We start from the raw sequence: 16,648 nt of genomic DNA on the forward strand, positions 1-16,648 counted from the left end.
CACCTGATCCCATCCCGAACTCAGCAGTGAAACGATGCATCGCCGATGGTAGTGTGGGGTTTCCCCATGTGAGAGTAGGTCATCGTCAAGATTCAAACCCAAAGCCCCTGTCTGCGATGCAGACAGGGGCTTTGTCTTTTCCGGGTTTCAATATCGGTCAAAACTGATAGCTGACCGTTGCGCTGACGTTGCGCTCTTCACCCATGTAGCAGTAGTTCAGGCTGGCACAGGAAGTGACGTAGCTTTCGTTGGTAAGGTTGTTGGCGTTAAGGCGCACATCCATGCCCTTGAGGCCTACTTTGCCCAGGTCATAGCCGATCGAAGCGTCGAACAGGGTGTAGGAAGGCACCTTCATGCTGTTTTCCGCATCCACCCAGCTATACCCCACATACCGCACTCCACCGCCCAGCCGCAGGCCATCCAGGGGCCCCTGGTGGATGTTGTAGTCAGCCCACAGCGAGAACATCTGCTTCGGCGCCTGTGTTGGCGAATTGCCCTTGTTATCGACGCTGCCCGATACCAGGCTTGGCATCGACCTGGAATACTCGATATCGGTAAAGGTATAGCCACCCAACAGTTTGAGGCTGTCGGTCAGCTGAACATGGGCTTCCAGCTCCAGCCCTTGAGAGCGTACTTCACCCACTGGGCGATAGAAGTTTTCGTCAGGCTGCTTCGAGGCCAGGTTTTCCTGTTCGATGCGGAACACCGATGCAGTGAACAGGTTGTCGCTGCCCGGTGGCTGATACTTTATGCCCGCTTCCCATTGAGTGCCCTCGGTCGGAGCCAGCGGGCGACCTTCCTGGTCGGACACGGTATTGGGGTTGAACGACTCCGAATAGCTGACATAAGGCGCAACGCCGTTCTCGAACAGGTAGAGCACCCCGGCCCGGGTTGTGAACCTGGAGCGCTGATCGCTGACCTTGGTATCGCTGTCGCGATTCTCTTCGGACACCTTCACCCAGTCCTGGCGAAGCCCCAGGGAGAAGCGCCACTGCTCCAGCTCCACCAGGTCCTGCAGATAGACACCTGTTTGCTGCAAGCGCCGCTGGTAGCGGTTTTCACCCAGGACCTGAAGGTTGCCATTGCCATACTGCGGGTTGCCGGCGTCCAGTGGGTCTACCGTGCCATACCGCCAAGCGACGTCAGCCTTGCGCCGCTGGTAGTCGGTGCCCAGCAGCAGGGTGTGTTTGGCAGCCCCAGTGAAAAACTCCGCCTGCAGCATGTTGTCGATGATGTACGAATGCAGGCGTTCGTCGCCGCCGGTATAGGCGCGGTTGAGAATGTTGCTGTCGGCATCCGCCCAACCGGCCGAATACACCTGGTCCATGGACACGTCGGAATCCTGGTAGCGGAAGTTCTGCCGCGCGGTGAACACATCATTGAAGCGGTGCTCGAACTGGTAGCTGAAGGACTGCTGTGTGCGCTCGTAGTTGTCGATGCCCGGCTCACCCTCGAAGAAGTGGTCTGACAGGCGCAAGCCGTTGCGCTTGTGCAGCATGCCGTCTGCAGGGTTGCCGCCGTGGTATCCACCATTAGGGTCATGCTGCAGATACGCCTGCAGCGTGAGCGAGGTGTCTTCTGTGAAGTCGATGCTGATCGCCGGCGCAATGGCGTAGCGTTCTTCCTTGTTGTGGTCGAACTGAGTGTCGGAAGCATCCGCCAGGCCGGTCAGGCGATAGGCTATGCGCTTGTCGTCATCCACAGGCCCGCTGAAATCAAAGCCCACCCCACGCTGGCCTTGGGTGCCGACCGTGGCCTGAACCTGATGGAAAGGGGTAAACAGCGGCTTCTTGGTGGTCAGGGCCACCAGACCACCCGGTGAGCTTCGCCCATACAGTACCGAAGATGGCCCTTTGAGAATGTCGATGCGCTCAAGGAAGTACGGGTCTACCTGCATGGTGCTGTAGGTGCCGTTGTCGCCCATCGACTTCAGTCCATCAACGTAGATGTTGTCCACCGAGCCATCATTGAAGCCGCGCATGGCCACATAGTCGTACCGATGGGTGGCACCGTAAGGGTTGGTCAGTACCCCGGGTGTGTAGCGCATGGCCTGGGCAACGGTCTGTGAGCCCTGATCATCCATCTGCTGGCGGGTCACCACCGAGACCGATTGGGATGTCTCAACCAACGGCATGCTGGTCTTGGTCGCCACCTGGCTGTGCGTGGCGTTGTACCCCTCCATGCTGCCCAATGCATTGCCAAGGGTGAAGCTACGGATATCGGTATCTGGCAATGAAAGTGCAGCATCCTGAGCCTGTGCTTGCAGCACATAGCTACGTCCGTCCTGACTGACGGCCTCAAGCCCGCTGCCATTGAGCAGTTGGCGCAGTGCCTGATCGTTGGCGTACTGCCCCTGCAGGCCGTTGGAACGCAGGCCATCGGTGAGCTGAGGCGTGCTTGAAAGGGTAATGCCGGCCTGGCGGGCGAACTGATTGAGCACGTCGGCCAGTTGGCCGCCCGGGATAGCATATTGATGACTTACCTGGGCCGCTTGCGCCGCTACGGAAAGTTGCGAGGTAGCTGCCAGGCCCAAGGCGGTACCAAACAGAGCCGCCCGGATAGCTTGGCGTAACCGTATTGATTGTTGGGCAGGTCGAAAATCGGTTGATTGGAACACCGGGTTGATAGACATGAAGGGTCCGTTGAAGTGTTGAGGGCAGAAGGGGTCGCTTACAGTCCTAGCCGGACCGGAATTCAAAACCCGCCATAAAAAGGCGCAAGGCCTTATCAGGTCATGCTCTCTACACGCACCCACCAGCGTGTTCGCTGACGCAGCCGCACAGGCAGCGTCTGTGGCAGCAGATGAAGCAATTGCTCCGGGTCTTCGAGGCGAAATACCCCTGACAAGCGCAAGTCGGCAATATCGTCGCCGCAGCTCAGGTAACCATGGCGATATCGGCTGACCTGCCTGAGGAATTCGCGAAGGCGCATGTCCTGAGTAACGATCAGCCCTTCAGCCCAGGCCATCGCGTCCATATCCACGTGCGCGAGCTGGTGCGCACCTTGAGCATCCAGGCGCCAGTCCTGGCCACTTTCGATCCATTGCTGTTGGCCATTGCCAGGACGGTGTATGGCCACCTTTCCGTGGCTGACGCTGACACGCGTGCAGTCGCCGTCCTGGTAAGCGGCAAAGCGCCCTTCGAAGCCTTCCAGCAGCGCGTCGCGTGTTTGTACCAGCACCGAGTGCTGCGAACGGCAGGTAATCATCAGTTCCCCGCGCTTCAGGCGGACCAGGCGCTGCTGGCCACTGAAGGCCAGGTCCACGGCACTGTGGGTATTGAGTTGCATCAGTGAACCGTCGGGTAGCGCCAAGGTGCGTCGTTCGCCCGTGCCGGTGGCGTAGTCCGACGCCCAGGCAGTGACGACATCCAGGTCGTTGGCCAGCCATGTCGCCGATCCCGCGATGACAACGCCGCCCAGCAGCTTCAGCGCCTGCCGACGGTGCAAGCGCTGCTGGCTGGTTTCCAGGGTTTGCAGGGCCAGCCCGGCACCGGGGATGGCGCGCAGGTCGAGGTCCTGCTGCAGGTGGGTCACCCGTTGCCAGGCCTGTTCGTGTTCGTGCCGGGCACTGCGCCATTGCGTGCACTGTTGTTGCAGAGCCGGGTCATGGCCGCTTTCACGAAGCCGTAGCATCCACTGGATGGCCTGCTTGACCACTTTTGCATCAGGGCGGACGGCGACCATCGATTCAGCACTCGTCTTCGTAGCGCAGCATGTAGCAGTGGTAGAGCGCATCGGCAATGTAGCGCTCTACGGTGCGCATGGAGATGCCCATCTGCTCGGCGATGGCCTGGTGTTTCAGCCCTTCGCATTGAGCCAGCAGGAATGCGCGGCGCACTTTGGGTTTGAGGCCGTCGAGCATGCGTGAAATACGCTCAAGCAACTCCAGCAACAGCTCGCGTGTTTCGGCCGAGGGGGCCTGTGCCTCCGGCAGGTGGGCCAATGCCTCCAGGTAGGCCTTGTGCAGTTCCTCGCGGCGCCAGTGATCGATCACCAGCCCACGCGCTACCGTGCGCAGGAAGGCCCGAGGGGTGTTCAGCTGCAAGGTTTCGCGGCGTTGCAGTAAACGGACGAAAGTGTCCTGAGCCAGGTCGGCAGCATCAGCGGCATTGCCGAGCTTGCTGCGCAACCAGTTATGCAACCAGCCGTGGTGGTCACTGTAGAGCGTTTGCACGCAGTCGTTGCTGGGCATGGAGGAGGGCGCCGGCATCAATAGACATGAATGATAATTAGTCTCATTGTTGGCGGGGCAGAATCAATTTGCAACCCATCAGGTCGCGCAGGGCGTAAAGCCAGTAACGAACTATCGCAGCAACTGCGTATCCAGGTAATTACGGATCACCCGTGCGCCGCTGTTGAGATGCTGTTCCAGCACCGCTACCGCCTCGTCAACCAGCTTGTCGCTGGCCGCATTCACCAGCGCGTTGTGATCGTCCTGGGTGAGCTTGCCCAGCCCCATGGAGGAGAGGTGGAAGCGCAGAAAGCGCTCTTCCTCGTTCAGTTCGTTTTCGATCAGGCGCAGCAGCTTCTTGTTGGGTGCCTTGCTGTAAAGCGACATGTGGAACAGCCGGTTCAGGCGGCCGATTTCGGCGTGTCGGGTTTCGTTCTCCAGTTGCTGGATATAGCCACGGGCGCTGGCGAGGTCGCTGGCATCAAGCAGAGGGATAGACTGGCGCAGCGCCTCGCTCTCAAGCAGTACGCGCAGGGCATAGGTATCTACCGCATCCTCGCCGATCAATGGCGCAACCACAGCGCCTTTGTGCATCTCCACGTTCAGCAACGATTGCGCTTCAAGCTGGCGCAGGGCCTCGCGCACGGGCATGCGGCTTACGCCAAACAAGGTAGCAAGCTCTTGTTGGCGCACGGCGGTGCCTGGGGGCAGGCGGCCATCGAGAATGGCGCTGCGCAGGCGTTCTTCGATCACGGTACGGGCCTGGTGCGGCGACAGCTGCTCGCTGGCCAGCACATTGCTCAATTTGATTTTTTCGGCCACGCGACGACTGCCTCAACGATGACTAAAGTTGGATCCAATGACACTAGTAACAGCCCATGGGGGTGTCAAACCTGAGCCCTGACTGGAACGGACGCCCCAAAAGCGCGGCTATGGTGGATTAAGTCGCCAGCCAAAGGAAGCGGCCTATAGAAGGTTATAAACAGAAAGTGTAGGCGGGCTGACAGGCGGATGCATGATTGCAGGGTGCCATTGTCTTTTACCGTGGCAAGCCCCACCATCGCTGCTTTCGACTGGTCTGAACAGGGCTTCGCAGTGGCGATATCCTGGGTGCTCAAAACCGTTGTGCGACGTATCGGCTTTGCCGCGCTGCTTGGCAGTCTACTGCTGGGCGGCTTGCACGCGGATTGGGATTTCTCCCAGATCAGCCGCAAGTCGCAGGCCCTGTATGGCCCATTGGGGGCCGGGCAGGGCCGTATAGACGCCTGGCAGAACTTGATGGCCACGCAAAAGCAAGGCACTGAGCTTGAGCGGTTGCAAGTGGTCAACCGCTTCTTCAACCAGCAGTTGCGCTATGTGGAGGACATCGACCTGTGGCACGAGGTCGACTACTGGGCCACGCCGGTGCAGGCCTTGATCAAAGGTGCCGGGGACTGCGAGGACTACGCCATCGCCAAGTATTTCAGCCTGCGGCGCATGGGCATCCCCAGTGAAAAACTGCGCATCACCTACGTCAAGGCGTTGCGGCAGAACCGAGCGCACATGGTCCTGACCTATTATTCAAACCCACAGGCCCAGCCTTTGGTGCTCGATAGCCTGATGGACGCCATCAAGCCGGCAAGCCAGCGTACCGACCTGTTGCCGGTGTATGCCTTCAATGGCGAGGGGCTGTGGCTGACGGGGGCTGCGGGTAACAAGAAGGTCGGCGATACCAAGCGGCTCTCACGCTGGCAGGATTTGCTGAAGAAAATGCAGGCCGAAGGGTTCCCGGCCGAGCCTGTTTACTGAAGGAGCACAGATGTCACTGTTCAAACAATTGCTGTTGGCCATTTGCCTGTTCCTGGTGGTCGCCTTCAGTGGCAGTTTCATGGTCAGCCTGGAAAGCTCGCGCAGCCAGTACGTCAACCAGCTGCGCTCGCATGCCCAGGATGCAGCGACCGCGTTGGCCCTGTCGCTGACGCCGAATATCGACGACCCGGCGATGGTCGAGCTGATGGTCAGCTCGATCTTCGACAGTGGTTACTATTCAAGCATCAAGGTCGTCGACCTGGGTTCCAATGCCGTGCTGGTGGAACGCCACGCCGAGCCGGACCCTGGCGGTGTGCCGCGCTGGTTCGTGCACCTGATCGGCCTTGAGGCGGCTGGCGGTGATGCCATCGTCAGCCGTGGCTGGCAGCAGGCCGCGCGCGTAGAAGTCATCAGCCACCCGATGTTCGCAATTGCCAAGCTCTGGCAAAGCGCCCTGGGAAGCCTGGGCTGGTTGCTGCTGTGCGGTGCCGCCAGCGCCGTGCTGGGTGCCTTGTTGTTGCGCCGCCAGTTACGGCCGCTGGACTACATGGTCGAGCAATCCCACGCCATTGCCCGTCGCGAATTCCTCAGCCTGCCAGAGTTGCCGCGTACGCCGGAGCTGCGCCGTGTGGTGCAGGCAATGAACCAGATGGTCGAGAAACTCAAGGCACTGTTTACTGAACAGGCCGAACGCAGTGAGCGCCTGCGTGCCGAGTCTTACCAGGACAGCCTGACCGGGCTGTCCAACCGCCGCTATTTCGAGATGCAGCTCAATACCCGGGTGAGCAACCTGGAGGACGCACGCGCAGGCTATCTGCTGTTGTTGCGGGTGCAAGGCCTGGCGGGCCTGAACGCCCGCCTTGGCGGCCAGCGCACCGACCAGCTGTTGCAGGCCGTGGGGGAGCAGTTGCGCCGCACCTGTGCCAGCTTCCCGGAAACCAACGACCTGATTTCCCGCAGCCGCGGCGGCGAGTTTGCCGTGCTGGCGCCGGGCATGGTGCATGAAGAAGCGGTAAATCTTGCCCAGGCGCTGGAAGCGACCCTGCAAAGCCTGCACGAGACCGGTGCCAGTGATATCGACCCGGTGGCCTGCATCGGCCTTGCGCCATTCAGCCCAGGGGATGCACCACAAGCGTTGCTCAAGCTCGCCGACGAGGCGCTGGCCCGTGCCGAAAACCAGCCGACGCCAGGCTGGGTGTGCCTTGAGCAAGGCGTGGCTGCTGTTGCGGCGGACAGCCAGCATGACTGGCATGAGCGGCTCGACCAAGCCTTCATCAACGGGCATTTCGAACTGTTCTTCCAGCCTGTGGTGGATTCAGGTACGGCACAACGGGTGATACACCACAAAGTGATTTCGCGTTTGCAGGATGGCCAGGGCGAGGCACTGCCGGCGGGCCGCTTCCTGCCATGGCTGGAGCGTTTTGGCTGGATGCCACGGCTGGACGTGCTGGTGCTGGAGAAGGTGCTGGCGCACCTGCGTGGGCATGATCAGGTCTTGGCGCTAAACCTTTCGGCCGCCACGCTGGCCGACCCCAAGGCCTTGCAGCGCGTCTTTGAGCTGCTGAGCCAGAACGCGGCCATGGGGGCGCGCCTGGTATTTGAAATTGGTGAAGAACAGTTGCCCGAGCAGGCTGCCCTGGAGCAACTGACCCGACGCTTGCACGCACTTGGCTTCGGCCTGGCGCTGCAACGATTTGGCGGGCGTTTCAGCATGATCGGCAACCTGGCGCACCTGGGCCTGGCGTATCTGAAGATTGATGGCAGCTACATCCGCAACATCGACCATGAGCAGCACAAACGGCTGTTCATCGAGGCGATCCAGCGCGCGGCGCACAGCATTGACCTGCCGCTGATTGCCGAGCGGGTCGAGACCGAAGGGGAGCGGCTGGTGTTGAAGGAAATGGGTGTAGGCGGGATTCAGGGGCAGCTGGTTGGCGAACCTGCGCCCTGGCGCTGAGTTCTCGCACTGGCAGTTCCGGCCCTATCGCCGGCAAGCCAGCTCCCACAGGTACTTAACAGACTTCAAAGCCTGTGTAGTCCCTGTGGGAGCTGGCTTGCCGGCGATAGGGCCAGACGAGCCACTACAAAGCAGTGGCCAAGGTCATCAGCGCTCGCGCAGCGCCTCTGACCGCGCTTTCATGATCGGCTTGAGCAGGTAGCTCATGATGGTCTTCTTACCGGTCATGATATCCACCGTCGCCACCATCCCCGGAATGATCAGCAATGGCTTCTCATCCGTTCCCAGGTGGCTGCGATCGGTGCGCAGCTTGATCAGGTAGTAGGTGGTTTTCTTGTCTTCGTCGGTGATGGTGTCGGCGCCAATCTGTTCCAGTTTGGCCTTCAGCCCACCGTAGATGGTGTAGTCATAGGCCGTGAACTTGACGGTCGCTTCCTGGCCGGGGTGCAGGAAGGCGATGTCCTTGGGCAGGATCTTCGCTTCGATGACCAGCGTATCGTCCAGTGGCACTACTTCGATGATATCGCTACCAGGCTGGATTACCCCGCCAATGGTGTTCACCAGCAACTGCTTGACGATGCCGCGAACCGGCGAAGTGACCAGGGTGCGGTGCACCCGGTCGTCCAGCGCCTTGCTGGTGGCGGTAGCCTTGTTCAGCTCGGTGCGTGCCTCGTTCAGCTGGGTTAGCGCTTCGCTGCGGAACTTGCCACGGGTCTCTTCGATCTTGCTCTGTACCTCGCGGATGGCGGCCTCGGCACGCGGGATGGCCAGCGCGGTGGAGTCCAGCTGGCCGCGGTTTTCAACTTCGGCACGGCGCAGGCGCAGCACTTCTACCTGGGAAATCGCTCCGGTCGCCACCAGCGGTTCGGACATGCCGATTTCCTTGCGCAGCAGCTCAAGGCTGTTGGCGTACTGGGCGCGTTTGGAACTGTATTCGCGAAGCTCCTGCTGGCGCTGGACCAACTGCTGCTGCAGGCCGCCAATCTCGTCCTGCAGTTGCTGGCGCCGGCTCTGGTACAGCGACTCTTCACTGGCCGCCTGGCTAGGTGCAGCCTTGCGCAGCGCTTCGTCGATTTTCAGCGGGCTGTCTTGCACCTCGGCACTCAACCGTTCCACCCGCAGGGCCATGGCCAGGCGATCTGCCTCGGTCTCGCCAACGTTGGAAGCGAAGCGGGTTTCGTCCAGGCGCAGCAACGGCTGGCCCACTTCGACAATCTGCCCTTCCTTGGCGAAGATCTCGGCGACGATGCCGCCCTCAAGGTTCTGGATCTTCTGCACCTTGGAAGACGGGATAGCCTTGCCTTCGCCCCGCGTGACCTCATCAATGGGCGCTACGCTGGCCCACACGATCAGGAACACGAAGAACAGGATCACGCCCCAGATGGTCATCCGCACCACCCTTGGCGCGTCCTCGATCAGGGCCTTGTTGACCTCTGGCAGCGGTTGGCCGCCCAGTGAATCGGAGCCTTTGAAATAGCGCCGCAGGCCATCCTTGAATTGCCCCATATCCAGCTTATGCAACACTGATCTGCCCCTTCTTCAGCGCATCCATGACCGCGGCTTTCGGGCCGTCGGCGACTATCTGCCCGCGATCGATCACGATCAGCCGGTCCACCAGCGACAGCAGCGAGGCACGGTGCGTGACCAACAGCACCGTCTTGCCCTCCACCACGGCTTGCAGGCGCTGTTTGAGGCGTTCTTCGCCGGTGTTGTCCATGGCGCTGGTCGGCTCGTCCAGCAGCAGGATCTGTGGGTTGAGCAGCAGTGCACGGCCCAGGGCAACGTTCTGCCGCTGGCCACCGGACAGGTTCTGCCCGCGTTCCCCAACTTGCAGCTCGTAGCCGTCCGGGTGCAGGCGGGCGAATTCATGCACGCCTGCCAGCTCGGCCGCTTGCAGGATCAGCTCGTCCTCGATATAGCGGGCGCCGCTGACCAGGTTGTCGCGCAGGGTGCCAGCCAGTAGCTGGATGTCCTGGGGTACATAGCCGATGTTGTGGCGCAGTTCGCTGACGTCGATCTGGCGAATGTCCACGCCATCGACCAGCAGTGAGCCGCCATCGGCCTCGTACAGGCCGACGATGAGCTTGGCCAGCGAGCTTTTGCCCGAGCCGCTGCGGCCGATGATGCCGACTTTCTCGCCGGGTCGGATGATCAGGTTGATGTTCTTCAGCGCCAGGTTCTGCTGGTTCGGGTAGGTGAAGTCCACCCCACGGAACTCGACGCTGCCCTGGAGTACCTTGCGGCTCAACGGGCGCTCTTCGAAGTTGCGCTCTTGCGGCAGCTCCATCATGTGGTCGGTGGAGACCATGGTCACCTTGGCTTGCTGGTAGCGGGCGAGCAGGCCGTTGAGCGACCCCAGCGGGCCGAGCGCGCGGCCGCTGAGCATGTAGCAGGCCACCAGGCCGCCCATGCTCAGGTTACCGTCGATGATCAGGTACACACCGACGCAGATCATCGCCACGCCTGCCAGTTGCTGGATCAGCATGGTGATGTTCATCGCCAGGCTCGACAGCACCTTGACGCGCAGCTCCAGGCGGCTGAGGGTGCCGAGGGTCTGCTCCCACATGTACTGGCGTTCGCTTTCGGCGTTGTTGACCTTTACCGCATCCAGGCCGGCCAGGGTCTCGATCAGGCTGGACTGGCGCTCCGAAGCCAGGGCCATGGTCCGCTCCATGGTCGCCATCAGTGGCCGTTGCAGGGCGTATCCGATGCCCAGGGCCAGCGGGAAGGCGATGATCGGGATCCACACCAGATGGCCACCAATGACGGCGATTACGATCAGGATCAGGACGGTGAAAGGCAGGTCGATCAGGCTGGTGAGGGTCAGCGAGGCGAGGAAGTCGCGCAGCCCCTGGAACTCGTGAATGTTCTGGGCAAAGCTGCCGACCCTGGCCGGGCGGTACTTCATCGACATGCCGACGATACGCTCGAACAGCGTCGCGGAAATGATCAGGTCGGTCTTCTTGCCAGCCAGGTCCAGGCACAAACCGCGCAGGCCCTTGAGGATCAGGTCGAAGATATAGGCACCGGCGATACCGACGGCCAGCACCCAGAGCGTCGAGGTAGCCTGGTTGGGCACCACACGGTCATACACGTTCATCACGAACAGCGGCGCGGCCAAGGCGATCAGGTTGATCACCAGGCTGGCAGCGATGGCATCGATGTACAGCCACTTGCTGCGCAGCAAGGTATCGCGGAACCACGATTTTGCCCGCGGGATGAGGTTGCCGTGGTTGACGTCGAACTTGTGCTGCGGCTGGGCGAAGAACACTCGGCCGCTGTAGTCGCTTAGCAGCGCTTCGCGGCTGACATGCACTTCACCGCCATCGCTCTCGCTGAGCAGCAGGCGTGCGGTGTCTTCGTTCTCCCAGCCCAGCAGGACGGCGCTGCGGCCCTCCTTGAGCAACAGCATGGCCGGCATGGCAATGCTCGGGATCTGCTCCAGCTTGCGCTGCAACAGGCGCCCTTGCAGGCCGGCCCGGGCAGCGGCGCGGGGTAGCAGCTCTGGGCTCAGACGCTGGGCGGGCAGCGGCAGGCCGGTGGTCAGCATGACCCGACTGGCGGGTTTCTGGTGAAGGACACACAGGCTCAGCAGACTATCCAGCAACGGATCGTCATGCTGACTGCGTGGATCATGGCTGAGTTGGACTCGACTGACTTCAGATTCCACGCGGCGCTCTCTTCATCCTTGTGGTGGGTGGGGTGGGTGTGCCGCCGTTCAGGCCTGGCCGGTTCACCCTTGCGATCAATGGCGCTGCAGGGCAGCTGGCCAATGGTCGCCTTGAATCGATACTGAGTAAACAATTCTACGTCGTTATTGCTACTGCATAGATGCTGCAATGCAACGCGTGTTTCATTTCTGATCCAGTTGGGGATCAGGCTCATGTGCAGCATAGCCTGCCATCCAGACAACGCTGCGTGGGTGAATTATCAGTTCACGGGCTAGTCATTAAACAGGCGCTGATTTGTTGACGTTTTCAGGCGGGTAGATCATTAAAATTCATCGCGCTAAGTGCGTTTGCAGGTTGAACCGTGGTTCTGTAATCACCGATGGTTTGCCATCATTCCCATGCCAGTATTCGCGTGCGGGATCGCTATCTGTCTGATCTGCGGCAAATCGTTCTGGTTGGGGGCAGCCAGTAGCAGGCTCTGGTTGCCCAAGGTGCGAGTGGGGCCCCTGTGCTGCTTGGGTTTGGAGCTCTTTTCCGGGCGATTTCAGGCAAGGTTTATGCTTGTAAGCGATCACATGCCTGGGTCATTGGAAGTGGCCGGAATGTTGACGCCAACGACCGTGGCGGTAGCTGATGAACGGTACTGCAAAGGCGTGCAATTGCATCTGCCCACGCAGGGGAAGGGCAGCTGAACTTGAAGGCCTGCGCGTTTTCGATGATGTACGACATTGGTCCTGTGCAAACGGTTGGCTAACCTACAAATATCAATGTGACATTACATTGCCGATTGTTTAGGATGGCCTGTATAAGGTCAATACTTTGGCAGTATTGCGGTTTCAAAAAGTTATAGACGGAATATTGACGCAATAAGGCGTCAAGAGAACATCGACATCAGTTCCGCCTGAAGTGGCTTGCAAGTGCCGCTCTGGCAGGGAAGTACCCATCGGGTCACACGGAGAGTCCAATGAGCAGCGTTGTAGCCATCGTCAAAAGCATTGTCGGCCAGGTTATTGCGGTATCCCCAGAGGGCATTCGTCGTGTGCTCATCGAAGGGGACCGCCTGTTGGCTGGTGAGGAAGTGCTCACTGGCCCTGGTGGCGCAGTTACGCTGGAGCTGGCCGATGGCCGCCTGCTTGACCTGGGCCGTGACAGCCAGTGGAGCGCCGACACGCCTGACAGCAGCACAGACCTGAGCCAGGCGACTGCACAGGCCGCGCCGTCGGTGGAAGAGTTGCAGCAGGCGATCGCTGCGGGTGTCGACCCGACTACCGAGCTGGAAGCTACCGCGGCCGGCCCATCGGCAGCAGGCGGTGGTGGCGCGCTGGGCGGTGGCCACAGTTTCGTGATGCTCGAAGAAACAGCGGGCCGGGTCGATCCCACTGTTGGCTTCCCCACTGAGGGGCTTGGCTTTGCAGCCACACTGGACAGTGAAGAAGTCGGCCTGCTGGGTGACACCAACAATAACCTGGTGACCACACCGACGACGGACACCAACGTTGCTACTGACCTGATTCTTGGCGCCACTCCTTCCATCAGCGAAGCGGGTGGCGTCATCGTCTATACCGCCACGGTTGGCCAGGCCCCGACCAGCAACCTGATTGTCACGCTGTCGAACGGTGCTGTAATCGTCATCCCGGCCGGGCAGACCACCGGTAGCGTCAATGTCGTCGTTCCGGCAAACGACACACCTTATATTGATGGCGGCCAGATCTCGGCGACCGTTACCGGTACCACGGGTGGCAACGGCCTGACGGTGACAGTGCCGCAAACGCCGGCAGTTACCCAGGTTACCGATACCATCGACACCACCACGGCGACGCTGACGGCGAATCCGTCGGTGACCGAAGGTGGCGTGATCACTTACACCGTGACCCTGAGCAACCCGGCTCAGACCCCGGTAACCGTGACCCTGTCCAATGGCCAGGTCATCACCATCGAGGCTGGCAAGACCCAGGGCAGTGTCGACTTCCAGACCCCGGCGAATGATGTCTACAACAACGGTTCGACAGTCAGCACAACCATTACTGGTGCTACTGGTGGCAACTTCGAGCAGCTGACCCCGAACCCGACCCCGGCTCAGACCACGATCAATGACTCGGTCGACAACACCACGGCGACCCTGACCGCTTCGCCGAGCGTCACCGAAGGTGGCGTGATCACCTACACCGTGACCCTGAGCAACCCGGCTCAGACCCCGGTGACCATTACCCTGTCCAATGGCCAGACCATTACCGTTGAAGCCGGCAAGACCCAGGGCAGCGTTGATTTCCAGACCCCGGCGAACGACGTCTACAACAACGGTTCGACTGTCAGCGTCACCATCGAGAACGCCACTGGCGGTAACTTCGAGCAACTGACCCCGAATCCGACCCCGGCTCAGACCACGATCAATGACTCGGTCGACAACACCACTGCGACCCTGACCGCTTCGCCCAGCGTCACCGAAGGCGGCGTAATTACCTACACCGTGACACTGAGCAACCCTGCCCAGACTCCGGTGACCATTACTCTGTCCAATGGCCAGACCATCACCGTCGAAGCCGGCAAGACCCAGGGCAGCGTTGATTTCCAGACCCCGGCGAACGACGTTTACAACAATGGTTCGACTGTCAGCGTCACCATCGAAAACGCCACAGGCGGTAACTTCGAGCAACTGACTCCGAATCCGACCCCGGCTCAGACCACGATCAATGACTCGGTCGACAACACCACCGCGACCCTGACCGCTTCGCCAAGCGTCACCGAAGGCGGCGTAATCACCTATACCGTGACCCTGAGCAATCCTGCCCAGACTCCGGTGACCATTACCCTGTCCAACGGCCAGACCATTACCGTTGAGGCGGGTAAAACCCAGGGCAGCGTTGACTTCCAGACTCCTGCGAACGACGTCTACAACAACGGCTCGACTGTCAGCGTCACCATCGAGAACGCCACTGGCGGTAACTTCGAGCAACTGACCCCGAATCCGACCCCGGCTCAGACCACGATCAACGATTCGGTCGACAACACCACCGCGACTCTGACTGCATCGCCAAGCGTCACTGAAGGTGGCGTGATCACCTACACCGTGACGCTGAGCAACCCTGCCCAGACTCCGGTGACCGTGACCCTTTCCAACGGCCAGACCATTACCGTTGAAGCCGGCAAGACCCAGGGCAGCGTTGATTTCCAGACCCCGGCGAACGACGTTTACAACAACGGTTCGACTGTTAGCGTCACCATTGAAAACGCCACGGGCGGTAACTTCGAGCAGCTGACTCCGAACCCGACCCCGGCTCAGACCACGATCAACGATTCGGTCGACAACACCACCGCGACCCTGACTGCATCGCCAAGCGTGACCGAAGGTGGCGTGATCACCTACACCGTGACTCTGAGCAACCCTGCCCAGACCCCGGTAACCGTGACCCTGTCCAACGGCCAGACCATTACCGTTGAGGCGGGTAAAACCCAGGGCAGCGTTGACTTCCAGACCCCGGCGAACGACGTTTACAACAACGGTTCGACTGTCAGCGTCACCATTGAAAGCGCCACGGGCGGCAACTTCGAGCAACTGACCCCGAATCCGACCCCGGCTTCGACTGTCATCAGTGACAGCATCGATACCGTCACCGTAAGCATCGTCAGCAATGGTAATGTCACCGAAGACCAGCAGCCTTCCTTCACTGTGAAAGTGAGCCAGGCGCTGGACCGTCCGCTGACCGTGACCCTGTCGAACGGCGACACCGTTACCATCGAAGCCGGTAAAACCGAAGCCGAGTACAAGACACCGGTCCAGGGCGATGACGTCTACAAAGACGCAGGCTCCATCACCCTCAGCGTCACTGGCGCAACTGTTCCGGGTGCCACATTCGAGAAGCTGGCCTTGGGTGGCCCGGCTACCGTTGAAATCTCTGACACCGTCAGTGAGGTAGTGGCCAAGCTGACCGCCACGCCTTCGGTGACTGAAGGTGGCGAGATCACCTACACCATTACGCTGACCAACAAAGATGGTCTGCCGATCAACAACCACAGTGCGCTGACCTTCACGCTGAGCGACGGCAAGACCGTCATCACCGTACCGGCCAACGGCACTACTGGTTCGATCACTGTCACTGCGCCTGACAACGTCTACACCGGCACTAATCCGCCAGTGGTGCAGTCGATCGCTTCCGTCGCTGGCGCTGACGTCGGTAAGTTCGAACAACTGACCCTGGATAAAACCCCGGTCAGCACCACCGTTACCGACGAGCCAGGTACTCCGGGTAACCCAGGTACGCCAGGCACCCCGAACGAAGGCGACTTGGTCAAAGTCACCATCACCGCTGACCAGGCTTCGGTTGCCGAGAACGTCAAACCGATCTTCACCGTGCACATCAACCAGCCGCTGGACCACGACCTGGTCGTGACCCTGAGCAACAACGCTCAGGTCACCATCAAGGCCGGTGAAACCAGCGCGCCGTACGAGCACGCTGCACAGGGCGACGATGTCTACAACGACGCCGGCCAGATCACCCTGGGCATCAACTCGGCAGTAGACGCCACCGGCGCCACCTTCGAGAACCTGCAACTGGGCGGTGCTGCAACTGTTCAAGTGACCGACACCACTGACGAAGTGGTGGCGAAGCTGACCGCGACACCTTCGGTCACCGAAGGCGGCGAGATCACCTACACCATCACCCTGACCAACAAAGACGGTCTGCCGATCAACAACCACAGTGCGCTGACCTTCACGCTGAGCGACGGTAAAACCGTCATCACCGTACCAGCCAATGGCACTACTGGTTCGATCACTGTCACTGCTCCTGACAACGTCTACACCGGCACTAATCCGCCAGTGGTTCAGTCGATCGCGACCGTTGCGGGCGCTGATGTCGGCAAGTTCGAACAACTGACCTTGGACAAGACGCCGGTCAGCACCACTGTTACTGACGAGCCTGGTACACCGGGTAACCCAGGCGGCAGCAACGAAGGCGATATCGTCAAAGTCACCATCGAAGCCAACGAAACGTCGGTGCTCGAGAACGAGAAGCCGACCTTCACCGTCAAGATCAACACCGTGCTGGACCACGACCTGATCGT

The 16,648-nt window shown here is 60.5% G+C and carries 10 protein-coding genes and 1 rRNA gene; 4 read left to right on the forward strand and 7 right to left on the reverse strand.

Annotation, left to right across the window (positions count from 1 at the left end; translation table 11 throughout):
- Positions 1-91 (forward strand): 5S ribosomal RNA (gene rrf / locus ACFY9W_RS28440); the annotation flags it as partial.
- A gap of 66 nt (positions 92-157) precedes the next feature.
- Here rrf and ACFY9W_RS28445 read toward each other — a convergent pair.
- The 4 genes from ACFY9W_RS28445 to ACFY9W_RS28460 all read right to left on the reverse strand — a co-directional run bounded on the left by ACFY9W_RS28445 (position 158) and on the right by ACFY9W_RS28460 (position 4,993).
- Positions 158-2,632, reverse strand: coding sequence for a TonB-dependent siderophore receptor (locus tag ACFY9W_RS28445; protein ID WP_391137996.1), 2,475 nt, complete (start codon positions 2,630-2,632; stop codon positions 158-160).
- Positions 2,633-2,727: 95 nt separating this feature from the next.
- A complete protein-coding gene (locus ACFY9W_RS28450; protein ID WP_391137999.1) occupies positions 2,728-3,684 on the reverse strand; it encodes a FecR domain-containing protein in 957 nt (318 codons plus the stop codon).
- Between the two features lie 4 nt (positions 3,685-3,688).
- Positions 3,689-4,192 (reverse strand): sigma-70 family RNA polymerase sigma factor, encoded by a 504-nt coding sequence (locus ACFY9W_RS28455; RefSeq protein WP_391138002.1) that lies wholly within the window; start codon positions 4,190-4,192, stop codon positions 3,689-3,691.
- 111 nt (positions 4,193-4,303) lie between these two features.
- Positions 4,304-4,993 carry a GntR family transcriptional regulator gene (locus ACFY9W_RS28460; protein WP_391138005.1) on the reverse strand — a complete coding sequence of 230 codons (690 nt, stop codon included), beginning with the start codon at positions 4,991-4,993 and terminating at the stop codon, positions 4,304-4,306.
- Positions 4,994-5,197: 204 nt separating this feature from the next.
- On the opposite strand from ACFY9W_RS28460, the gene lapG reads away from it, so the two are divergent.
- Both lapG and lapD read left to right on the forward strand, forming a co-directional pair.
- On the forward strand, positions 5,198-5,959 hold the full coding sequence (lapG, locus tag ACFY9W_RS28465; protein WP_391138008.1) for a cysteine protease LapG: 762 nt from the start codon (positions 5,198-5,200) through the stop codon (positions 5,957-5,959).
- 10 nt (positions 5,960-5,969) lie between these two features.
- On the forward strand, positions 5,970-7,916 hold the full coding sequence (gene lapD, locus ACFY9W_RS28470) for a cyclic di-GMP receptor LapD (RefSeq protein WP_391138011.1): 1,947 nt from the start codon (positions 5,970-5,972) through the stop codon (positions 7,914-7,916).
- Between the two features lie 147 nt (positions 7,917-8,063).
- Here the strand turns inward: lapD and ACFY9W_RS28475 are convergent, their stop codons facing one another.
- From ACFY9W_RS28475 to ACFY9W_RS28485, 3 genes are read right to left on the reverse strand one after another with little or no spacing between them, the layout of a single operon-like run.
- Entirely contained in the window at positions 8,064-9,422 is a 1,359-nt protein-coding gene (locus ACFY9W_RS28475) for an HlyD family type I secretion periplasmic adaptor subunit (protein WP_391138020.1), read from the reverse strand.
- 7 nt (positions 9,423-9,429) lie between these two features.
- Entirely contained in the window at positions 9,430-11,586 is a 2,157-nt protein-coding gene (locus tag ACFY9W_RS28480) for a type I secretion system permease/ATPase (RefSeq protein WP_391138014.1), read from the reverse strand.
- Positions 11,505-11,801, reverse strand: coding sequence for a hypothetical protein (locus tag ACFY9W_RS28485; protein WP_391138023.1), 297 nt, complete (start codon positions 11,799-11,801; stop codon positions 11,505-11,507). Before ACFY9W_RS28485 ends, ACFY9W_RS28480 begins: the two co-directional genes overlap by 82 nt.
- Positions 11,802-12,551: 750 nt before the next feature.
- Between ACFY9W_RS28485 and ACFY9W_RS28490 the strand changes: the two genes are divergently transcribed.
- The coding region (locus ACFY9W_RS28490; RefSeq protein WP_391138017.1) for a retention module-containing protein at positions 12,552-16,648 on the forward strand (4,097 nt) is incomplete at its 3' end.

Source organism: Pseudomonas sp. NPDC008258 (assembly GCF_042956345.1).
Lineage (GTDB): Bacteria > Pseudomonadota > Gammaproteobacteria > Pseudomonadales > Pseudomonadaceae > Aquipseudomonas.